We start from the raw sequence: 24101 nt of genomic DNA, 5'->3' as shown, positions 1-24101 counted from the left end.
ATAACTTTAACCTTGGGAGTTTCTTTTTGTCCTCTATTCTATAGATACAGGCAACTACAACCTATAGAGGAGGAATTCAACTATGAATTCTACAACCCGCAAAATCGCTACATTTCTAACCATAACTGCATTAGGTACAGCAGTGTTCCCGTTAACTGCGAATCAAGTACATGCAGCTACATACGTTACTAACATTGCGGCAACAACCACACAGCTTACCCAACAACAGATTGAAGCTGCTATCAAGGATCTGAATAGCTTGGGGATCATGAACGGATATGCAGATCAATCTATGGGTGAGCATCGAGCAATTACCCGTGCAGAGTTAGCTTCATTGGTTTTCAAAACGTTTAATTTGGAGAGCAAGACAGGAGAAACCGTAGAATTGACGGATGTGAATCCGAATGCGTGGTATGCGCCATATGCGTCAAAGCTTGTTGAACTCGGCATCATGCAAACGAATGATGGACAATTCAATCCGCAAACTCAAGTGTCGGATGCTGAACTCGAACAGGTCGTATCCAAAGCGATGCAACGTGATGTAAAGTCCGTTCACCATTGGATGAGCGAGTTCTACTCCGAGAACGGTACAGCAACGCGCGGCGAAACAGCAGTGCTGTTGCAAACTGCACACCAAGCTATTCCTTCGGAGCAAGCTCAAATCAAGAGCGTTAGATCACTGAATGCCATTACGTTAATTGTAACTTTTGACAAACCGCTGACAGCAGCGAATGAAGCTTTTGCCAAGGCACAAACGGACTTTGCGTTTAGTGGCCGGTTGACGTTAACCAATATGCCCCGTTTGAAAACAGGGTCAATCGCGACTTACATCGTTCCAACGTCCGTACAAGATGCTAGTGAAGTGTACAACCTGACTTACAAAGGCCAAGACGCTGGTTCCTTTGAAGGCAGTGGTACGAAAATAAACATGACAACGGTTAGTCAAGTAACGAATGATACATTCGAGATTGAAGCATTGCAAGTGAACAGTGTCGTGGATTATGGTTACATCATTTCGGCTTACAGTGGTGGTCGAGGAGCTAATGCATTCGTGCTGAATGATCAAGAGCAAGCAGGAGGCAAAACGTATCAGATCATCTCTTCCATGCAGGCAAGACAAGTTGTAATTACGCCAGAAGGTGGCGAGCCTATCGTTGCCAGATATGTTCCGTTCACGCAATCCACAGATGGCAAACAAGAACCGAAGTTCCGTTTGCCTGAGGGACAAACGCTGAAATCAGGTGTCACATATACGGTTTCTTCGGATTGGGCCAACATCGAAAATGCTTCATTTACGGCGAAATCGTTTGATCCACTAGTGGTTGCAAGTGCTCAAGCAGTGAGCGAAACCTCCATTGAAGTTACACTTGACCAGGACCCTGGGGATGAACTGTTCTCTGGTCGAAGTGTAACGTTAACTTCACCTAGCGGGGATGTTCTGACGGCCACTTATAAATATTCAAGTCGAAAAGGTGCGACGGGTGTATTCGACCTAACAAATGATGGAAAGTTGACTCCGGGTACTACGTATACAATAAACCCAGTTGGGGATTGGAGTATCGCTTCTTCGGTCACCTTGACACTGGAGTAAAGGAGGCAGTATGAGTAAAACGCTGATTATCGTTGTCCTGATAAGCAGTATGTTGATCGTTCAAGGTTGCGTGCCTGAAATGAGAAACGACTCTAACGTGGAGGAAAAGGCCATGACTTCAGCAGATGAACAGCTGTTCAAGGCAGTAGAGGACAGCGATACTGAACGCATCGAACAAATGATTCAAGCAGGTGCCAACATCAATGCTCAAGATCAGAGTGGACGAACCGCTACCATGATTGCAACTTACAATAATGATCTAACATCGGCTAAAGTGTTAATTGAAGCGGGGGCAGATGTGAATATACAGGACGATATGAAAAATACCCCGTTTCTGTATGCTGGTGCTGAAGGATACTTGCATATTTTGAAGCTGACAATCGAGGCGGGAGCGGACCCAGCGATAACAAATCGATATGGAGGTACAGCACTTATTCCAGCTTCGGAGCATGGATATGTGGATGTAGTGCAAGAACTACTCACTCAAACTTCGGTGGATGTGGACCATGTGAATCAATTGGGATGGACAGCACTACTCGAAGCGATCATTCTTAACGATGGCAATGCTCGGCAGCAGGAGACGATACAATTACTCATTGACCACGGAGCAGACGTAAACATATCGGACCGTGATGGGGTGTCACCACTCAGTCATGCGAAGAATAATGGTTTTAAAGAAATTGAAGACATTTTGGTACGAGCTGGTGCGAAATAGAACCCTTTTAGGGTGAATAAAGAAACAAACATGTTGAGATATATGTAAAAATGGTTTTCATGGAGCGCCTGATTCCTTCTATGCTGAAGGGCAGGCGCTTCATTCAATCCATCTTACGTGTATGAAACTGGCGTAGTCTTAACATAACATGATTAGATACAAGAACGAAGATCTTAAAAATTGAATATCTCTGCTTTAAAGTTTGCTATAGTTTACCACCATGCTTCCGGATAAAATGGAAATACCAACCATGTAAGCGCTATCTATTATTGCGCTGATTATACATGTTGGAATCATTCATGGAGGTGTATGATGAAGAGGAAGTCTTGGTATACTTTGGCGGTAACTGGTGTCATCTCTTTGTTTTTTTCGGTAAGCGCTTTCGCGGGTTATGTGTTCTGGGAACCTCTAACCTATTTTAACGCAAGTACGTGGCAAAAAGCGGATGGGTATTCCAATGGGAACATGTTTAACTGTACGTGGAGGGCTAACAATGTTAATTTTACAAGTGACGGCAAGCTTAAGCTTGGTTTGACCAGCTCTGCACAGAACAAGTTTGATTGCGGAGAGTATCGTTCCACGAATACGTATGGGTACGGCTTGTATGAAGTCAGTATGAAACCTGCCAAGAACACAGGTGTAGTTTCCTCATTTTTCACATACACAGGCCCTGCACATGGCACCCAATGGGATGAGATTGATATCGAATTTTTAGGAAAAGACACAACCAAAGTTCAGTTTAATTATTATACCAATGGAGTTGGTAATCATGAGAAGATTATCAATCTAGGGTTTGATGCATCCCAGGGCTTCCATACTTACGCATTTGACTGGCAGCCGGGACATATCAAATGGTATGTTGATGGTGTATTGAAACATACGGCAACCAGCAATATTCCTAAAACACCCGGAAAAATCATGATGAACCTGTGGAATGGAACAGGAGTAGATAGCTGGCTCGGTCCTTACAACGGGGCCAATCCGCTCTATGCAGAGTACGATTGGGTCAAATATACGAGTAATTAAGCAGACTGAAGCAGCCGTTAGTGGCTGCTTTTTTCTATATTCTGGTATTGTATTTATTCAATATATGTATTCAATATCCAATATCCTAAATTAATGCAATAAATGTTGCAATATTAGTATGGGCATAAATATCAAAAATTCATTATGATTAACCTGTAAGCAACATTACATAGACTGGGGGAACGAAGTTGGACACAAGTAAAAAGAGACGAGTAGGCAGTTTGGTCATGATCGGAGTATTGGCCCTATCTGCAGCCTTGAGTGGGTGTAGTAACGGGAACGAAAAGAAAACTGAATCAAGTACACCAGCGACAACGTTGGAGCTCAAAAATGGGAAGTATGATCCACCAGTATCCATTACGTATTTACGACCATGGGGTCCAGACGTGAAGTTTAAGTCAGGCGAGGATCAGGATAACAACGTCCATACAAAATGGGCCAAGGAGAAACTCGGAATTGAGTTGAAAAACCAGTGGATATCTCCATCCACCAATAATGCATTTGAGACAAAACTGCGTCTATCGCTTGCTTCCAATGCGGACATGCCGGACATTATTTCGTATCGCGGCGAATTCAATCTGGTGCGTGAATTGATTGAGTCCGGAAAATTTGTCGATGCGGGCGAGTTGTTTGACAAATATGCCAGCGACACATGGAAAGCAGCCGTAAACGAAGATCCTTCCGTATGGTATCCATACATGCAAGATGGCAAAAAGATCGGTATTCCGATTCTGGACTATTCCTATAATGGTGATCCTGTCATGTGGATCCGTGAAGACTGGATGAAGAAATTCAATCTTGAAGCACCTAAAACTATAGATGATCTTGAAGTCATTATGGAAACGTTTACGAATCAAGATCCGGATGGCAATGGGAAGCAGGACACTTACGGACTCACCATTGGCTTCAAGAACTGGCTGAACACATGGATGTCTGAAGCTGGGTGGGTATTTGGCGCTTATGGTACAATGCCAAACCAATGGAATCTGACGGCAGATGGAAAACTTGAATACGGTTCCGTTACACCTGGTGCAAAGCAGGCTTTGGCCAAATTACAGAGCTGGATGAGCAAAGGGTATATCCCGGAAGAAGCCGGCGTGTATGACGAGACAAAAGCAGCTGAAGAATTTACTGCCGGAAAAGCAGGTATTGTGGTTGGTCCTCACTGGATGCCATCCTGGCCGCTGGAGGATGTGAAGAAAAACAATCCGGAGGCTGAATACAAGGCGTATCCAATTCCTTCTGGTCCAAACGGTCAAGCAGGAAGACACGGTACGTCAAACGGAAACGGCGTAGTTCTGATTAACAAAGACATGAAAAATCCGGAAGCCTTTTTCACCTATCAGAACTATCTCTTTGATCACTATGCAAATCCTAAAGAGGGCGATGAGTTCGAGCATGGATTTGCCGAAGGATACGATTGGGTTATGGTAGATGGGAAACCATCAACCGATGCAAGTCTTACGGGGGGGTATGCTCCCGAGAAGTACACGTTGACTTTTGATGGAGCGAGAATACCAAATCTAAGCATGACAACACTTGCCAAGCTGGCAAGCGGTGAAGAAGCAACTACACCGTTTGAGAAGAAAATCAAATCAGGTGTACCAGTACCTATGCTTGATGCAGCCAAGATTGTTTTGGATCAAAAAGATATCGTGTTCAATCAAATGTTTACCAGTGCACCTTCAATGACGATGCAGATGAACAATGACATTTTGACAAAGATGGAGAAGGATACCTTCTCTCAAATTGTATATGGCAAAACCTCTGTGGACGCGTTCGACTCATTTGTTGAGAAGTGGAAGTCTTCAGGCGGAGATCAGATTACGAAAGAAGTTAACGAGTGGTATGATTCCGTGAAAAGCGGAAAATAGGATGACAAAGGGCTGGCTGAAATGATTCATCCCGGCCACATAAGCACCAAAAAGGCATTGCAGGAGAAAATCTCCGGCAATGCCTTTTTGTATTTGATATGGAGAAGGGCAAACCGGAGAGATTACTAGAACGTCAAGTCTGGTCTGTGTACTCTCTTAAACCGGCAGATTTTCCCGATATTCCTGCGGTGTAAGATCATAAAATTTCTTGAAAACTCGAATGAAATACGCGGTATTGTTGTAACCGACAAGTTCTGCAATCTCAAACACTTTGGCAGTTGATGTTCGCAAATGATAGGCTGCTTTCTCCATTCTTAACCGATACACATAGGCAGTAAGTGCTTCACCTGTCTCCGCCTTGTATACCTTGGACAAGTACACTGGATGCAGATGCACATGGTCAGCAATTGCAGGCAGTGATACATCACCAGCCAGATGAAGGTCGACAAAACTTTTGACGCTGCGCACAATGGTGCTGTGATTGTCTCTAAGCTCTTGTTCAGCATCATCTCGTATGTAATGAAGTGTACGGACGGACCAGTCCTGTAGCTGCTGCGCAGTGGAATAGCTGGGAGCTTGAAAGTAACGATAGGACTCTGCTGGAATCAAAGAAGAGATTTGTTTGCCATTTTTATGAATGATGTACGCAAACGCGCCCGCTATAGCAAAATACACCTCAAAGGTTGACTCAGCAATATCATGATGTTCATTGGAATGCAGCAGTTCCTCAAAAATGTGCTCAATTTTCTGTTCCACATCCTCAAAGCGACCAGCTTCGAGCAAGCTAATCAACGTTGGTGGCTGATACAGCGACCTGATCGTATGTAAAGGGTTGGCATCCGTTTCATCGGAAGCGGTGACAAACAAACCTTGCACCTGACCCATCCGTTTACGCATGGACATAACCGTTCGCTCATAGAGTTCTCCAATTTCGTGGGGAAACTTGCCCCAACTGGAGACGGAAATGGAGATAGCACCTTTCAAGTATAACTGAACATTGGTTTGAATCTGGGCAGCATACTGCTCAAGCAATGTCTGAGGCGTCTCGCTCCTGCTATAACTCATCGTTGTGGAATGTTTCATGCTTACCAGAACAACAATGTAATCGTGCACGTCACGTGTATGCCAGATATGAAAATGATTATGCATCACTTCACTTATGATATTACATATCGCATATTCCATTAGGGCCAGGTCGCCGTGCGCCATATCGGATAGATGTTTCTCCATACGGATAATCAACATGCCGAGATCTTCTCCTACGGAGTAGGGAAGCTCCAGCAGATCAAGCTTGTCTGCCAGCGTCTTCTGATCATAGACTTTTCCAGTCAGCAACTCATGCAGCATCGTGGATTGAAGCAATGGCAGATGATCCTGAAAGGCGTGTAAGGCTCTTTGATGAGATGCTGCGGTTTCCCACTTTTCTTTAATTCGATGAACAAGACGTTGCACGGATTCGATCAGATCTTCATCACTAACGGGTTTCAGTAAGTAATCAAAGCTTTCCTGCGCAATGGCCTGTTTCGCATATTCAAAGTCGGCGTGACCTGATAACAGAATCGTCTGCACATGAGGCCACTTTTCATGAATCGCTGTAATCAGTGCAATGCCTGACATTTCGGGCATACGTATATCCGTAATTACAATGTCAATGTCGTGGTTGTCCATAATTTCCAGCGCTACTGAACCGGATAATGCTTCATGAACTGTACCGATCCCGCAGCTTTCCCACGGAATGGTCTCTGCCAGCGTTTCCACGACGGAACGTTCATCGTCAACTAATAATATTTGCAGCATGGGTCGTTCACCTACTTGTCTGTATTGTCGTGCCACGTGATGTTAACTTTAATCCCACCCATTGAAGAATGATCATAAGATAGTCCAGATCCTTCACCGTACAGAAAAGATAAACGCTGATGGACATTCCATGTACCACATCCCATATTCTCATCCAGCGGTTTAAGCAGATTATCCCTCAGATGATCAAGCTGTTTCTCAGACATACCAAGCCCGCTGTCCTCCACGATAATCGTGTATACATCACCCTCGCAGTCCGCATAAATTCTAATCTCACCATCTACCGATTTGGGCTCCAGACCATGAATAATAGCGTTCTCAATAATAGGCTGGAGGGTTAGTCTGGGAACTGTTTTATCTAAAATATCATGGGGCACGTCGATTGTAAAATGCATTCGTTCCAGACGAAGTGACTGGATTTCCAAATAATTTTTGACCATTGTCAGCTCTTCACGAAGCGTGGCTTGATCCTTTTCGGACCTGGTTATGTATCGGTAATACTCTCCCAGATTCAGTGCCATGGCTACTACGGCCTTTTCATTTTTCATTCGGGCCATGTTCTTGATATAGAACAGACAGTTATATAGAAAATGCGGATTAATCTGCGATTGCAACTGTTTGAGCGTGGCTTCCCGACTTCTTAATTTCTCCTCATATACATTCTCGATTAGTTCTTGAATTCGTTGAGCCATGATGTTGAAACGTGCAAATAACAGGCTGAACTCATTGCGTGCAGAATGATGAAGCCGGACGGAAAAGTCCCCGGTGGACAAGCGATTTGTCCCTTTCACCAACTGTAAGAGTGGAAGCTGCACACTTCGGTAGAGTGTATATAATACAACAACGCTCATCACGATCAGAACGGCAATTGAAGCGTAAAAAAGATTCCGGCTGCTCGTAATCGGTTTCAAAATTTGCTGCATAGGCACATAGTCAACATAATACCAGCCGAGGCTCTTGGATTGAATATAAGAGACGTAATATTCCGTTTTGTTCAACGTTGTACTGAATCCACCGCTGGCCTGCAGTTTTGCTTCTTTCAGGGAAGGCAGGATTGCGTTCAAGGTTTCCTTTCCAGAACTATTGCTAATTAATCCATAATCGGGATGGAACATGAACGGGTCACCTTTATTATTTAACTTGTTTTGATTAAGAAGTGCAGTTAAGTGATGAACTGGAAAACTGATTTTGGTAATCAATCTGGCTTTGCCAGGTCTCGCCATCGCTGTCGTTGGATCGGTAGTGTACCAGATAAACTGATTGTCGGCATAGGTCCAGGATTGCGAGAGAGGCTCCTTAAATTCATCATCCCTGTACGGAATGTAAGCATAATAATCCGTTGATATCACTTTTTGCATCCTTGGGAAGTATAGTGTGATGGTCGAATGCCATTTGCTTGCTGCGTTGTACAGATTCATTTTCTCCAGAATGGCGCTTCCAACTTTCACACGTTCATAGGGAATGTCCTTATAGTCGGGACGTTGATATTCCTGAATACTCGAATCTTGCCCAATAGACATCCCATACAATGACAGTTGGTAAATATTGGATTCTACTGAATCAGCAAATGTCGAGAGATGATTCATCGTATTGTTCTGAATCTCGTGTTCGATAACACGCACGCTTTCCCTGTTCGAGTATGTATAGAGAAACAGCACCAGAATAAGCAGCATCACAAACAACAGTGTAATTTTGGTAAAGACATTCAAGCGTGTGAACAAAGTCCAACCTCCTTAATCTTATTAAAATATTGATATCGTTGTTGCAATATTAGGATATAGATCACAAATTTCCATTGCTATAATTTTAATATACAAGTTCACGATGACTTGTAAAATACAAAATTTAGAACATGGGGGATGCAGGAGTGAAGGAACATACGTTAGAAACGCCGCATAAACGGCGCTCCACCAGGGTTAAACAGCGCTGGAATATGCAACGGAACTGGACCTTGCATATGATGCTCATTCCAGCTGTATTGCTGGCACTGGTGTTTCAGTACATACCGATGGGCGGCATTGTAATTGCTTTTCAGGATTTCAAACCATACTTGGGATTTTCTGAATCCAAATGGGTGGGTTGGGACAATTTCCGATATTTATTCTTATATCCGGACGTAGGTCAGGTGATCTGGAATACGCTGGTCATTGCATTTTTCAAAATCATCGCAGGACTATTCGCTCCATTCCTGTTTGCCATTTTGCTCAATGAAGTACGCTTGACGGCATTCAAGAGAGTAAGTCAAACGCTTGTGTATCTACCGCATTTCCTATCATGGGTTATTCTCGGTGGTATTCTGCTCGATATCCTGTCTCCTCAGGGCGGCATGGTCAACCAGCTTGTCGTAGCCTTTGGAGGAGAACCGATCTTCTTCCTGGGAGACGGTACATGGTTCCGGATAACGCTGATCCTCAGTGATGTGTGGAAAGAATTTGGTTTTGGTACGATCGTATTTCTGGCTTCTCTCTCAGGAATTAATCCTGCGCTCTACGAGGCTGCCGAGGTGGATGGGGCCAACCGATTTAAACAGACGCTGCACATTACGATTCCGGCATTAATGCCGATTACAATCGTACTGATGACACTCTCTATCGGCAATATCCTGAACGCCGGTTTTGATCAGGTGTTCAACTTGTACAATCCGCTTGTGTATGACAAAGGCGACATCATTGACACCTTTGTATATCGACTCGGGATTCTGAACGGGAAGATGAGTTTTGCCACAGCAGTAGGGTTGTTCAAATCTGTGGTTGCTACCATTTTGATAGTTATATCTTACAGAATGGCTTACAAACTAGCTAATTATCGAGTTTTCTAGAGAGGAGAAAAGGGCTTGTATTATAAAACAAAAGGATACCGCATATTCAGCATCGCTAACTATACTTTTCTTGGGATATTATCGATACTCTGCATTTTACCAATTATTCATATATTGGCTGTTTCATTCAGCAGTATGGCGCCAGCATCATCAAACCTGGTTACCTTCTGGCCCATCGGGTTCACAACCGACGCATATGTAAAAACATTCGGGAATTCAAACTTCATCAACTCCTTGATCGTGTCACTTAAGAGAACTGTAATTGCGACGATCATCGGTATGGTCATCATGCTCTTAACCGCATTTCCGTTGTCGAAGGAAGATATCAGTTTTAAAGGTCGCTCCTTATATACGTGGTTTTTCGTATTTACCATTTTGTTCAGCGGCGGTTTGATTCCAAGTTACATTCTGATCCAGAAGCTTGGCTTGATGAATACAATCTGGGCGCTTATTCTGCCTGGCGCACTGTCCGTGTGGAACGTTATTCTCATGATGAACTTCTTCCGCGGTCTGCCCAAAGAACTTGAGGAAGCAGCTTATTTGGATGGAGCAGGTCATATCAAAACGTTGATTCTGGTCTACGTACCGCTTTCACTTCCAGCTATCGCAACCTTGTCCTTATTTACGATGGTGTATCAGTGGAACTCCTGGTTCGACGGCATGATCTATATGTCTGATATTAAAAATTATCCACTTGCTTCTCTATTACAGACCATTATTGTTCAGCAAGATCTCAGCAAAATCAACGTCGATCCTTCCATGTTGGAGAATATCTCGCAGCGAACCGTACGCGCAGCACAGATCTTTATCGGCGCGCTTCCGATCCTGATGGTATACCCGTTTTTACAACGTTTCTTCGTTAAGGGGATCGTTATTGGAGCAGTTAAGGAATAGGCTATGCAAATGCAAGGATAACTGAGCTGAGGGAGGAAGAAGGATGAGAAAAGGACTGGCATGTATGGTGGCATGGAGTTTAATGGCTTCTCTCGTTTATCCAGCAACTGCTGGAGCAGAAAGTGTACAGGGTCAAGCGGAGGTGGGAAATGTGCAGGCGAAAAGCCTGCACTTCTCTGTTCCCTATACAGACCTGACGGGGCATTGGTCACAATCTGCAGTTACACGTTTGCAAGACTTGAATTTATTGAAAGGTTATACGGACGGTACGTTCAAGCCCAGTCAGGTCATTAGCCGAGCTGAATTCGTCATGATTCTGGATCGGGCCTTTGGTTTCACCGGTAATGTGGCGACTGGTTCATATGCGGATATGACTTCAGACGATTGGTACTATGACGTGATGGTACGAGCGAATGGTTCTGGCATCATCGAAGGGACAGACCGTGAACATCTGTCACCACAACAACCGATTACACGCCAAGATGCAGCGGCTATGGTAGATCGAGCTTTTCAACTTTCAGCGGCTACAAATGAAGATAGTGAACAATTGAAATTTGAGGATGCAGATGATATTTCTATTTATGCAAAGAAAGCGCTTACCTATCTGGTGAACGAAAATATTCTTAAAGGTTTCCAAGGTAAATTAAATCCCAAAGCCCCGATTACACGAGCGGAGACGGCAACAATGTTGTCGGCGATGATTGCAGATGTGAAAAGTGCTCCTGGTATATATGAGTCCCGAGTAGATGGCAACTTGATTATTAAATCAACGGATGTCACGTTGAAAAATATGGTTGTTAATGGAAATCTGCTGCTGGCAGAAGGCATTGGCGAGGGATCTGTTGTTCTTCAGGGCGTAACGGTTACAGGAAGTGTCATCATTAAAGGCGGAGGCAGCCATTCCATCAACATTAACAACTCCAAGCTGAATCGAGTAGTCGTTGACAAACGTGGGGAACCCGTCAGAGTTGCCATTACGGAAGAAAGTAACATTCAGGAGATGCATGTAATGCAGAGATCCATTCTGGAGATCTCTTCAAACAGCCTGATTGATTCCATGAATATTCATGCAGAAGCGAGTCAGACTCGAATGGATACCAAAGGTACGATCCAAAAATTGAGTGTAGATGCCGATGATGTTGTGATCAACGGAGAGAAAGTAAAACAAGGATTGCGCACATCCATGGTGGGTGAAGCCCAACAACCTGTTTCATCGCAGCCTGATGGTTCAACAAATGTGACAAGCATACCCACACCATCTTCTCCAGACGGACAATCACCGTCTACACCATCAACACCAAGCAATCCGGCGGGCGAAAAACCGGTTCCAGCAACAACAATTCCGCATGATCAATGGGAGCTGGTCTGGAACGATGAGTTTAACGGGCCTGCGATTGATTCTTCCAAATGGACCGTGCAGGATACAGGACTCGTTTATAACAATGAAATGCAATATTACAGCCCGGATAACACTCGCATTACAAAAGATCAGAATCGAAGCGTGTTGCAGATTGAAGCAAAAAAGGGGCCGAAAAACGGTAAAGATTACAGCTCTGGCAAACTGATCTCCATGGGAAAAGGCGACTGGACCTACGGTAAAGTAGTTGTACGTGCGAAGCTTCCTATTGATAAAGGCATGTGGCCTGCCATATGGATGATGCCAACAGATGAAGCACATTATGGTGGATGGCCTGCCTCTGGAGAAATCGATATTATGGAGCTAATTGGTGGCAAAGAGAGTAATAACAAGGTATATAGCACATTGCATTATGACAGTGTGAAGCCTGACGGTTCCCATGGACATGATCAGGGAAGCCTTACTCTTCCGAAGGGAGAAACTTTCGCTGACGATTATCACGATTTCCAGGTGGAATGGTTGCCGGGTATGATTCGTTTCTATGTGGATGGAAAGCTGCATCATGAAGTGACCAACTGGCAAACGAAGGCCGCCGGCCAACCCGAGTATTATACGTTCCCTGCACCATTTGATCGTCCATTCTATCTGATTCTGAATCTGGCAGTTGGAGGAGACTGGCCGGGGGCACCTGAAAGCAACTTCACTTCCGAAAAGATGAATGTTGACTTTGTGCGAGTATATTCTTACAAAAATCTAGACACATGGCCTGATGTAACAACAAATCCCATCGAGCCTGCGCAACAGCGTGACCCACAAACCGATGGCAATCAAATATACAATGATCGTTTTGCGGAAGGGTCTGAAGACAATGGAGTGCCTCTTCAGTGGAAATTCATCACAAATGCTGATGGAGCTGGCAGTGTCAAAGTTGTAACGGATGAGCAGAAAGGGAAAGCAGCAGAAGTTACCATTGATGCATCGGGTACTGAAAACTACTCGGTTCAACTCACTCAGATGCCGATGTACATCAAGAAAAACAAAAAGTACAAGATACAATTTGATGCGAAAGCATCTGCTAACCGCACAATCATGTCCAAACTGAACCAATTCGAAAAAAGCTGGACGAATTATTCGGGTGATAACACCTTTGCACTCACGACAGATTGGCAATCCTATGACTATACCTTCAATATGCGGGATGGCACGGATAACAATGCCAGATTCGAATTTAATCTGGGGTTGGATGATACAACCGTTTGGTTTGCCAATGTCAGGCTGATCGAGGTGGGTGAAGCTGATCCGTTAACTGTCGAACGAAACGCGCTACCTGATGGCAACTTTATTTACAATGGCACATTCGATCAAGGCAAGGAGCGTCTGGGATTCTGGTCAAGCAGCATTCAGGACAGTGCGGCAGCCAATATAAGTGTAAATAACTTTTCGAAATTCCCAATTATGGAGCGTCAGCTGGTTGTTGATGTTACTCAAACGAATAATGACCCACAACAAGTTTCGGTGAACCAACCGGATTTGAAACTGGAAGCGAATACAACGTATGGTTTCTCCTTAGATGCCAAGGCAGACACACAGCGAAGTATCGACATTGATGTTGTCAGCAGTAATGGGCATACGGTACAGGTTCATCAAGGACAAAACCTCTCCTTGAACCAAGAAATGAAAACATTCACCGGAGAAATCATCATTGGAGATGGAGCATCAATCGCACAATCCGAGCTAAAACTGTTATTCGGCAGTTCTAAAGGTAAGGTATATGTGGACAATGTTCGTCTGACGAAACGCGGCAAACCTCTGTCAGTGAATGGCTACGCACATGTTCCTGCAACCGAAGCCTGGATGATGCAGGGCTTACAACTGGAGGACTCCGTAGAAGGAGGAAAACATGTCAGTTACATGGATCAGGGAGATCTGCTGCAATATAAAATCGATGTAGCTCACGACGGAGTATATGTTCTGTCTGCCCGAATGGCCAGTGGAAAAAGTGATTCCAAGGTTCAGTTCAGCATTCAGGATGAACAAGGTACAACCGTTGCACAATCAGACCTGAGTCTCGGAGACACGGGTGGATGGCAAGCATATCAAACGGTGTATTTTCCAGGGGTCAACTTGACAGCAGGCAAACCCTATTATGTGAATTTTGAAGGAGCAGATTATAATACACGTTGGGTGGATATTTCACAAAACAAAATTCAGAACAGTGAGCTAACAGCTGATCTGAATCATTGGGAGCTAACTCCTAATGATCTGACAGCCTCTCATGACGAGGGCGAAGGATTAACGGTTAAACTGCCTGGTACAAGTGAACATTGGTGGGATGCTTTGTTGCAACAAGGTCAGATCAAACTGGATGCAAACAAAACGTACCGACTTACCTTCGAGGCATCTGCTTCAAGTCCTAAATCCATGCAAGCGGTTCTCTCTCAGAATGCAGGCGATTTTGTGAAGTATTTTGAAGAAGAAGTGGAATTAACTGCGGATCAAAAGTCGTATACTTACACCTTCACTATGGGGGATACCTCCGATTCGGCAGCCATGCTTGCATTTGGATTAGGATATCCGCTCTCTACAGGTGAACACTCGATTCACATCAATAACGTCCAATTATATGAAGTTAATCCGAATGCAGATCAAGGAGGGCAGCCTGCTCATGTTAATCTTATTCCTAATGGAGACTTCTCCAAAGGTAAGGAAGGTTGGTTTACCCATGCGGACGGTAATGCAGCGGACCTTGAGATGCAAGTTAGCAATCAACAGCTTCAAGCCAAGATTGGTCATGCAGGCCAGCATCCATGGGATCGTCAAGTCATCAATGAAGGATTTGGCATACAGCAAGGTTTTAAATATAAATTAACGTTTAAAGCCAAAGCGGAGAAGTCCAGGAAATTGGGTTTGGGGATTGGATGGGTCGATGCAGCTGCCAACTATGAATGGCATGGGTTCTTTGGGGCACGAGTTGATTTGACCCCAGAAGAACAGGAGTTCACGTTTACATTTGATGCAACAGAAGACAGCTATGCGAATACTCGAATTTCATTTGATCTGGGTAACATTGATGGTGAGCAAGATGGCAACACAACCGTCTCATTATCCGAGGTCAGCTTGATTAATTTGGGTCCTGCCAATTAACTTCTGAATTCTCTATATATTGTCTTATATGCTTGCCTAATTCTCTTATTACCTATGCATGCAGAATAAAGTTGTCCAGAAATGACATCATAAAGAAGTAGTATACATCTCAGTTTCCAGAGGAGGATATCTTGTATGGCTGACCAGAAGAAAAGAAAAGAAGCTGCCTGGAAGTCACGAAAGCAAGAACAGCATCCCCATGGCAAAATCAAATCGCTTAAAGAATTATCCAGCGAATATGAAGAGAAACCTACTACGAATTAAGCAAGAGACTGTCAGTAAACATTGCTGGCAGTCTTTTCTTCATATATTGCAGACATTGAGCGATACGTACATACTCTATTCTAAAAACGAATGAACACAAGATATAATGTCTGTATAGTTCGTAAATAACTGTGAACAAATCGTTAATTCATTGACATTGCATGTAATTTTAATTAGAATACGAAATGGACTTCAGGTTGAAAACAGATATGAGTATCTTTATGTTTAGTTTAGAGCTTAGCTGTTGAATCTTTAAATCCTAACAACGAATATAGGAGCGCGAATATTACAATCCTATATGAAGATTAGGATTTTTTGTTTTTAGCTTTGGAGTATAATTTGAAAGTTGGAGGCTGGCTTTACCATGGACAAATGGTTCAAACTTAAAGAACGAGGCACGACCATCCCCACAGAAATTATCGCAGGGGTTACAACATTTTTCACAATGGTATACATAGTTATCGTAAACCCAGGAATACTCAGCAGCACAGGCATGGACTTTAACGGAGTATTCATAGCAACGGTACTGGCAAGTATTGTGGGAACTCTGATTATGGGAATATGGTCCAATTATCCAATCGTCATTGCGCCGGGTATGGGCCTGAATGCATTCTTTGCCTATAGCGTAGTTGCCGGGTATGGCGTATCTTGGCAGGTTGCACTGGGAGCCGTATTTATAGCAGGGATTTTGTTTATTATTTTATCACTGACTTCATTCCGTTACATGTTGCTAGATGCAATTCCTGCTAGCTTAAAACATGCCATAACCGCAGGGATCGGATTGTTTATTACAACGGTAGGTTTGCAAAATGCCGGGATTATTGCCGATTCAGAATCGAATTTGATTACGATCGGAAACTTGGCTGAGCCAATGGCTTATCTGACCATTATCGGATTGATTATTACCGTTGTGCTGATGGCTTATAATGTGAAAGGTTACCTGTTCATCGGAATGGTGGTAACAGCGATACTTGCCTGGATCATGGGACTATTCCAAATGCCGGAATCGATTGTATCCATGCCGCAAGGCCTCGCGTCAACGGCTTTGCAACTGGATCTGGCAGGGGTATTCTCGAATGGTTTATATACAATCATATTTACCTTCTTGTTGATCACGCTGTTTGATACGACAGGCACGATGCTCGGCGTTGCTGAACAAGCAGGATTGCTTAAGGATGGTAAATTCCCACGCTCGCGTGGCGCATTATTGGCAGATGCCGTAGGAACAACCTCAGGTGCATTGCTCGGAACAAGTCCAACATCGGCTTACATCGAATCCAGCACAGGGGTAGCTGCAGGAGGAAGAACGGGACTGACAGCGGTAACGGTAAGTGTGCTGCTTGCGCTGACCTTGTTCTTCACACCGATCGTAAGTGTAATATCAAGCATCCCGGCGATCACTTCTCCGGCACTGATCATTGTTGGATACTTTATGATTAACGTTATCAGCAAAATCAAATGGGATGATCTCGAAGAAGCATTTCCTGCCTTCCTGATTATCATTCTTACTCCATTGACGCATAGTATTGCAACAGGTATCGGCGTAGGTTTCATCTTTTATCCGGTACTCAAGCTGCTTCGTGGAAAAGGTAAAGATGTTCATCCAATCTTCTACATTTTTGCGGTATTGTTCTTCATTCAGCTTGTGTTCCTGGACCACTAAAACTGTCTTATCCTATGGAGAACTGCTCTCAACAAGCAGCTCTCTTTTTTTGTAGTTCATACTCCGTTCATATTCCCGTCACGAAGGGGACATCTTCCATGGTTACACTATACCTATGTCGCAAGAGCGGCTCTACAGATATAAACGACAGGAGAAGATGGAAATGGCAGAAGAAGTGGATGTAACAACAACGGGGACTAAGGGCCGTAAAAAACGGTACTTATGGTTGAAAATAATAGGTGGTATTGTTGGCGCGCTGGTGCTGTTCATGGGCATCACGTTTGTCGTTCATACGATAAGTAATGGGTCCGAGAAAAAGAAAATCGAATCGTACGGCCAATATGTCAATGTTGATGGGAAGAATATGAATGTATCCATTCAAGGTAGCGGTGAACAAACCATCGTGTTACTTCCCGGACAAGGAACACCGTCACCAGTACTTGATTTCAAATTGTTAATCGATGAATTAACTTCCGATTACAAAGTTGTGGCGATTGAGCCTTTCGGTTATGGGTTAAGTGACCAAACCGAAACGGAGAGAACCACCGAGAATATTGTTAGTGAAATTCATGAAGCTGTACAGCAACTCGGTATAGATCGTTATATTCTGATGGGGCATTCCATCACGGGTCTGTACGCGGCGACTTATGTGAACACGTATCCGGATGAAGTCTCTGCTTTTGTCGGGATCGATAGCAGTGTTCCGAATCAACCTGGCATGGATGTTAAATTACCTTTGAACCTAATGAAATTCTTTCAAAAATCAGGCTTAATGAGAGTACTCAATAAAGTGAGTGGTGATTCATATGCATCACTTGACTATGATGAACATACCAAAGAACAGATGAAGTTGATTTCGAATCAAGTCTCGACAAATCCGACATTAGTAAATGAGCTTAAACATCTGGGTTCCAATTTCAAAAATGGAGAAAAACTCACGTATCCTAGTGATCTGCCAGTGCTTCTCTTTGTTCAATCCAATAACGAGAAAAACCCGCAGTGGATTCCGTTACATGAAGCACATGCCAAACAATCCGCGCAGGGCAAAATGATCCCAATGGAAGGTTCACATTACCTGCATCATACGAAATACAAAGAAATTGCCGAGGAATTCAAATCTTACATGAAACAAATCCAATAGGATGATTGATTAATAAACTGCGGTACCGAATCTGGTGCCGTGGTTTTTTGTTATCAGGAGAGGCTAAAATAAAGACTTGACCTTAGGTCAGACCTAAGGTTTATGCTTGTAATATGAAAAACAGCAAAGGTGGTGAATTGGTTGAGTGATGAAATTACGATTAGTGAGCTGGCAAAGCTGATGAAAGTCTCTGTACATCAAATTCGATACTTCGAAGAAAAAGGGGTGTTACACCCTGCTTATATAGCAGAAAACCAATACAGGATGTATGGGGTAGATGAAATTTACCGTCTATCTCATATTTTATTGCTTCGCAAAATGGGACTGTCTGTTCAAATGATCAAGGAATGTTTGAGTAACCTGACAACCGTTCAAATCACATCATTATTTCGCCAAGCGTTAGCAGACACGGAAGCAGCCATCACTCAGCTTCAGCAAACAAAGCACCTTATCAGCAAGTTGCTGCAGGAGAAAGATCATATTCCACGTGATGAGGATCAAGTGACTTATTATATTGATACTCGTGAGGAGATTCACTTATCCCTGTGGTTCCATATGGAAGCGCAAGAGTACTTGCAAGCAAGGCAACTGATCCAACTTAAAGAAAACATTCCCAATTTATTTGAAGCCGACATCCATTATGCGTACGATGAGACGGACACCGTAGGAATTTATACACAAAAGGAGGGAGCGAACGATTTAGTTTTGCCTAGAGGAAAATACCTTTCTCGTCATGTATATGTACACATTGAAGCTGAACTCAAAGAACATATCAACGAATTCTATGCTTACGCAGAAGATCAGGGCTATCCCTATCACGGTCCACTTATTATGGTAGAAAAATCTTATTTATCTTTATTCACACCAGAAAAGCTTCATTATGAGCTGTTGTTACAAATGATCGATTAGGGGAGGCACACAGTGACAACTTCCATTCAGATAGAACCCGTTTGTCCCCAGTTTCATCAAGCTGTTGCTGAACTCATGGCTTATGGTTTTGGACACAAATTTCAAAAGATCACTTCATTGTCCATAACTGATCTGGCTTACGTATTTGAACAGTTGCTCAATCATCCGCCCATGGAACAAAGTACTCTTCGTATCATTGCTCGTGAAAATGAGGAGATTGTTGGCACCATGTGCTTGAAATGGAAGGAAGCAGATAACAGAGCAGCAATAACAAGCGTTCGTGCCAATCCTCATTGGTGGAGCCAGTGCAATAGAGTTGGCATGTGGAAACTGCTTCAGTTAATAACTGGTTTACATCTGCTGAAGCATACTCCTAAATTAGGCGAATGTTATGTGGAAGATCTGGTTGTACATCCACAGCACCAAGGCAAGGGAATTGGTACGCAGTTGCTTCAATGGGCACAGAAATATATGTTGCAATCCAAATCAATGTCATCTCTTAGCTTGCATGTGGCAAGTCAGAATCATCAAGCGATACAGTTATATGAACGCTATCAATTTCGCAAGCAGTATAGCACAAACAGCTTTCTGACCGGCCTGCTCTTAGGCGAAAACCAATGGCATTACATGATTTACAAAGGAGATAGTTATGTTTAATTGGAAAAAACGATACATCTCAGTTATTGTGGCAATCTTACTGATGGTTGGTGCAGGACTGTACATAGTCGATCAAAGTGATTTTGACATGGAGGAACAAACCATTGAAATTCAATCTCCACAGGGTAAGTTAACAGGTACGCTCACGTTACCCAGAAACCATTCAGGCAAGCTAGGTCTAGTACTGTTTATTCACGGTGACGGTCCGATAGACTCTACTCATGGTGAGGGATACAAACCGTTGTGGGAGCGACTGGCATCGATCGGGTATGCATCCTTGTCGCTAGATAAACGGGGAATCGGGGGTTCAGAGGGAAACTGGCTAGATCAAAGCATGGATGATCGTGTTGTGGAGGCACAGCAAGCTATTGCATGGGCGAAAGAACAATCCATCATTGATGATTCCAAAATAGGCGTATGGGGTGCCAGCCAAGCAGGCTGGGTGATTCCTAAGCTTGCTGGGAAAGAACATCTCGCCTTCAGTATCTTGGTATCACCAGCGATAAACTGGTTGGAACAGGGAGAATACAACACACGCAGCCAAATGGCGAAAGATGGTTATTCCACGGAGGAGATTCAAAATCAGGTCGATTATGAAAACCAGATTAAAGAGATTTTAAAGAAACATGGCACATATGAAGAGTACACCAAGATTGCTAGAGAGCATGATCTGATTTCCAAAGAACGCTGGAACTTCATAAAGAAAAATTTTGCTTCAGATGCCACGGCGGATTTGCATCATTTCAAAACCCCGGTACTCCTTCTGCTTGGAGAAGATGATGTGAATGTGGACATTGTTGATACAGAGCAAGCATACCGTAAAGGAATTCAGCCATCTTCCTTGCTCCATGTAAAAATCTTCTCTAATACAGAACATTCGATGTTACCAACCTCTATTGCAGGCTCGGAATGGAAACAATCACTACGATTTCTGTTTGCTCCGAGAAGCATTACAGTGGATGGGTATATGGATGAAATAGAACATATGTTGACCACTTCTTCCTTATAACAGACGGTTTACGATCTCTTCGTATCACCAGATAGATATTTGTCATTTGGAAATGAAAGAGCAGGGTCAGGGTGCGCCCTTATCCTGCCTTTTTGCGTGTTATACGTTAACTACTGTGCCAAATGTTCCAGATCCGGCTGCAATTTGGTCCGCAAAACATATAACATGATGGCCCCAACTAGGAACGCCACGGCATCCGCAATAACGAGCGACCAGATCACTCCATGAAAGCCATTCATTTGATTAGCGATATACAATACAGGAATTAGTGTAATCCCTTGAATTATGGACATAACAAACGCGGCGGTTCCTTGGGCTGTTGCTTGGAAGATCCCCATAAACAAAGAAGTCATTCCTGTAATAAACAAGGATAAGAAGGTTACATGAAGAATGTAGCTACCCATTTCAATTAATTGCGGGTCAGTCGTAAATAAACCAATCAAGTGGTCAGAGATCAGATAAACAATAACACCGAACATGACGGCTAAGCCCAAAATAGCTTTGATCGTGAATCCAATCGTTTGTTTCATACGTAATTTGTTCGCTGTGAATGAGAAGGCAATCAACGGCACAACTCCCTCGCACAAGCCCATCAGAATAAATTCAGGGAATTGCAGTAAACGTGATGAGATTCCATACCCCGCAACGGCCTGATCCCCATATTCGACAAGAAAAAGATTAAGAATAAGTGACATTGCACCCAAGAAGACACTCATAACAAAGACGGGAACACCGATTTTGAACACATTGCTCAGGATGTCCTTCGTCACCTTGAACCATTTTAGGGAGACGGTTAAGAATTGACTCTTATAACTCATATGGTAAGCGTAAAATGCACTCGCAACCAAGTTGGAGATGACGGTAGCAGATGCAACGCCAATCACGCCCCAATGGAAGACAAAAATGAATAGTGCATCAAGGATAATATTTATAACAACACTGAGAATCATACCGGTCATAGAAGTCATTGCTGAACCTTCTGAGCGCACGATATTCTCCAGGGTAAAGAATAAGATGACGAAGGGTGAACCCATAAGCATAATCGTGACATACTCTTTCGTAAATCCGAAGGACTCTGGCGTTGCCCCCAGCCCATGAACGATTGGTTCAATCAGCGGGAGCCCAACGGCCATCACAATAATTCCGAGAACTAAACTGCTGTAAAAGGCAAATGAAGATACATGCTTCAGATCATCTACTTTTTTCTCTCCCAGCAAACGAGAGATGAATGTACCGCTGCCTATACCAATTAAATTACCAAGGGCCATGATGACCGCGAATAAAGGTAAAGTTAATGCGAGTGCGGTTAACATTGCCGTATTACCCAGTGTGCCAAGGAAATAGGCATTCAAGATGGAGTAAATAACACTCATTGACGTGCCTAGCATCATTGGGACAGCAAAGTGAGCTACGGCTTTGGCGATTGGTGCTTTTTCAAAGTAATGGAGGTTTTCTGCATCCATGTGGGTCACTACTTTCTTCGTTAATATTGATCTAATCTAACACTGTTAGATTGAACCTTACAGTGTTAGATGTTATCATGAACTTATGAACCTGTAAAGCATAAACTTACACTGTTAGATAAAAGGGCGGATATCGATGAAAAAACAACAGCCTCAGATTTCGGAAGATAAGATTTTGGAAATTTCGTGGGAGCTTCTCGGGGAAGAGGGCATCGAGAAATTCAGCATGAGACGCTTGGCAGACAAGCTGGGGATTCAGGCTCCATCTCTATACTGGTACTTCAAGAGCAAGCAGACGCTCTACCAGCGTCTGGCCAACCAGATATCGAAAATTATTCTGGACGAGTTCCATACTGAAGGGGACTGGAAGGAGCAGATGGAGGGGCTTGCGGTGACGGTACGGAGTGTGCTCAGCAGATACCCGTGCTCCACACAGCTCATGATGATGACGCTGCCCCATGAACCGGACATGATCCGCTTCACCAACCGCATGTTGCTCTGCATGGAATCAACACCGCTAGAGCAAGAGCAGAAATTACAGGCCGTTCTTACACTGGTCAACTATGTATTCTATTTCGTACTCGACGATTATCAGCATCAGCGCAATATCTCTGCTGTTATTAAGGACCAGGAAGCACTTCAGGGTGAAGAGATGATCCACCTTCTGGATTCTATGAGTGAGAAGGAAGCGGGACTTTTCAGCAGGATGTATAAGAACGGTCTGTTTGAGGTGATGGGAACCGACGGAGCTTTCGAGTTCGGCTTGAAGCTTATTTTGCTCGGGATTGAACAAGTGATAAAGAAACCCACCGAGAATTAAACTCCGGTGGGTTTCTTCTTGTACTCACGTTAATCCCTTTATCAGTCTAAAATTTATCCTGAATTTCTTTTAAAAACAAATCCGCAGCAGTCGAAAAGACCTGATGTTTTTTCCAAACGATATTTAAGCCAGATTCAAGTCTTGGCTCCAGAGGTCTGAAGCAAAGATCGCTTTCACTGGACGTATTCACTATTTTATCTAGTGTTAATGCATAACCAATGCCTTCTTCAACCATAATAGCAGCATTATATGCAAGATTGTATGTAGTAACCACGTTTAATTTGTCAAAATCTTCACCAAACCAATCCGCAAACTCATTTTTCGAAAATGTCTGCTTCATCGACTGTCTTGAACAGATCAGTGGAACATGTAATAAGTCTGTAGATCGAATCGTATCATTGGAGGCGAGTGGACTTTCTTTTCTCATGACCACTCCCCAAACATCCTTGTCAGAGAAATTGATATAGTTATATTTGGAGACATCCGCTGGCTGGATTAGAATACCGAAGTCAAGGAGTCCCTTGTCAAGCCGCTCAGTTACATCATCTTCGTTACCGCTGTATAGGTGATAGCGTATATTGGGATATTTATTCTGTACGTCTTTTGCCACTCTTGCAATCTGTTTCATGGCTTCCGTTTCTCCACCGCCTATATAAATATCTCCACTTATGGTTTCTTCCATGGATTCAAATTCTGCCTCTAATTTATCGACCATACCCACAATTTCTTCAGCCCTATTTCTTAAAAGCATACCTTCATCTGTGAGAACAATACTGTAACTACTGCGAATAAATAATTTCTTTCCCAACTCTTGCTCAAGGTCTTTCAATTGTCTGGACAAGGTGGGCTGCGTAACATGCAAGAAATCAGCAGCGCGTGTAATGCTTCCTTCTCTGGCGACCGTAAGAAAATAACGCAATACTCTAATCTCCATCGTAACTCCTCCTTTATCCCTTATA

At 43.4% G+C, this 24101-nt stretch carries 18 protein-coding genes; 14 read left to right on the top strand and 4 right to left on the bottom strand.

The genetic code is table 11. The features are described 5' to 3' along the window. The first annotated feature begins 82 nt into the window (after positions 1-82). From MHB71_RS09495 to MHB71_RS09480, 4 genes are all read left to right on the top strand, one after another. Positions 83-1591 (top strand): S-layer homology domain-containing protein, encoded by a 1509-nt coding sequence (locus tag MHB71_RS09495; protein WP_340029403.1) that lies wholly within the window; start codon positions 83-85, stop codon positions 1589-1591. A 10-nt stretch (positions 1592-1601) separates the two neighbouring features. After that, positions 1602-2306, top strand: coding sequence for an ankyrin repeat domain-containing protein (locus MHB71_RS09490; RefSeq protein WP_340029402.1), 705 nt, complete (start codon positions 1602-1604; stop codon positions 2304-2306). A 312-nt stretch (positions 2307-2618) separates the two neighbouring features. Then, positions 2619-3332: a glycoside hydrolase family 16 protein gene (locus MHB71_RS09485; RefSeq protein WP_017688359.1), complete on the top strand. Its 714-nt coding sequence runs from the start codon at positions 2619-2621 to the stop codon at positions 3330-3332. Positions 3333-3520: 188 nt separating this feature from the next. Continuing rightward, positions 3521-5206 (top strand): extracellular solute-binding protein, encoded by a 1686-nt coding sequence (locus MHB71_RS09480; RefSeq protein ID WP_340029401.1) that lies wholly within the window; start codon positions 3521-3523, stop codon positions 5204-5206. Positions 5207-5362: 156 nt separating this feature from the next. Here the strand turns inward: MHB71_RS09480 and MHB71_RS09475 are convergent, their stop codons facing one another. Then, a complete protein-coding gene (locus MHB71_RS09475) occupies positions 5363-7003 on the bottom strand; it encodes a response regulator (protein WP_340029400.1) in 1641 nt (546 codons plus the stop codon). An 11-nt stretch (positions 7004-7014) separates the two neighbouring features. Then, positions 7015-8724, bottom strand: coding sequence for a sensor histidine kinase (locus tag MHB71_RS09470; RefSeq protein WP_340029399.1), 1710 nt, complete (start codon positions 8722-8724; stop codon positions 7015-7017). A gap of 212 nt (positions 8725-8936) precedes the next feature. Between MHB71_RS09470 and MHB71_RS09465 the strand changes: the two genes are divergently transcribed. The 9 genes from MHB71_RS09465 to MHB71_RS09425 all read left to right on the top strand — a co-directional run bounded on the left by MHB71_RS09465 (position 8937) and on the right by MHB71_RS09425 (position 20859). Further along, positions 8937-9821: an ABC transporter permease subunit gene (locus tag MHB71_RS09465; protein WP_100527900.1), complete on the top strand. Its 885-nt coding sequence runs from the start codon at positions 8937-8939 to the stop codon at positions 9819-9821. A gap of 15 nt (positions 9822-9836) precedes the next feature. Further along, the gene (locus MHB71_RS09460) at positions 9837-10715 is read left to right on the top strand and encodes a carbohydrate ABC transporter permease (RefSeq protein WP_017688354.1); all 879 of its coding nucleotides are present in this window, start codon (positions 9837-9839) and stop codon (positions 10713-10715) included. A gap of 43 nt (positions 10716-10758) precedes the next feature. Then, positions 10759-15216: a carbohydrate binding domain-containing protein gene (locus MHB71_RS09455; protein WP_340029398.1), complete on the top strand. Its 4458-nt coding sequence runs from the start codon at positions 10759-10761 to the stop codon at positions 15214-15216. A 135-nt stretch (positions 15217-15351) separates the two neighbouring features. Next, on the top strand, positions 15352-15480 hold the full coding sequence (locus MHB71_RS09450; RefSeq protein ID WP_219845137.1) for a DUF6254 family protein: 129 nt from the start codon (positions 15352-15354) through the stop codon (positions 15478-15480). Positions 15481-15844: 364 nt separating this feature from the next. Beyond that, positions 15845-17143, top strand: a complete 1299-nt coding sequence (locus MHB71_RS09445) for an NCS2 family permease (protein ID WP_017688352.1) — start codon at positions 15845-15847, stop codon at positions 17141-17143. A gap of 163 nt (positions 17144-17306) precedes the next feature. After that, positions 17307-18284 (top strand): alpha/beta hydrolase, encoded by a 978-nt coding sequence (locus MHB71_RS09440; protein WP_340029397.1) that lies wholly within the window; start codon positions 17307-17309, stop codon positions 18282-18284. Between the two features lie 141 nt (positions 18285-18425). After that, positions 18426-19193, top strand: a complete 768-nt coding sequence (locus tag MHB71_RS09435; RefSeq protein ID WP_253508600.1) for a MerR family transcriptional regulator — start codon at positions 18426-18428, stop codon at positions 19191-19193. A gap of 12 nt (positions 19194-19205) precedes the next feature. Beyond that, positions 19206-19850 (top strand): GNAT family N-acetyltransferase, encoded by a 645-nt coding sequence (locus MHB71_RS09430; RefSeq protein ID WP_340029396.1) that lies wholly within the window; start codon positions 19206-19208, stop codon positions 19848-19850. Beyond that, positions 19843-20859: a CocE/NonD family hydrolase gene (locus MHB71_RS09425; protein WP_036615612.1), complete on the top strand. Its 1017-nt coding sequence runs from the start codon at positions 19843-19845 to the stop codon at positions 20857-20859. Before MHB71_RS09430 ends, MHB71_RS09425 begins: the two co-directional genes overlap by 8 nt. A gap of 110 nt (positions 20860-20969) precedes the next feature. On the opposite strand, the gene MHB71_RS09420 is transcribed toward MHB71_RS09425, so the two are convergent. Then, on the bottom strand, positions 20970-22322 hold the full coding sequence (locus tag MHB71_RS09420) for an MATE family efflux transporter (protein WP_340017472.1): 1353 nt from the start codon (positions 22320-22322) through the stop codon (positions 20970-20972). A gap of 136 nt (positions 22323-22458) precedes the next feature. Here MHB71_RS09420 and MHB71_RS09415 point away from each other — a divergent pair, with 136 nt between their 5' ends. Continuing rightward, entirely contained in the window at positions 22459-23142 is a 684-nt protein-coding gene (locus MHB71_RS09415; RefSeq protein WP_036671320.1) for a TetR/AcrR family transcriptional regulator C-terminal domain-containing protein, read from the top strand. 46 nt (positions 23143-23188) lie between these two features. Here MHB71_RS09415 and MHB71_RS09410 read toward each other — a convergent pair whose 3' ends face one another. Further along, positions 23189-24076, bottom strand: a complete 888-nt coding sequence (locus MHB71_RS09410) for a LysR family transcriptional regulator (protein WP_340029395.1) — start codon at positions 24074-24076, stop codon at positions 23189-23191. Between the last annotated feature and the right edge of the window lie 25 nt (positions 24077-24101).

It is taken from the genome of Paenibacillus sp. FSL H7-0940 (genome assembly GCF_037979415.1).
Taxonomy (GTDB): Bacteria; Bacillota; Bacilli; order Paenibacillales; family Paenibacillaceae; genus Paenibacillus; species Paenibacillus amylolyticus.
This window is presented reverse-complemented; position numbering and strand designations above follow the sequence as displayed.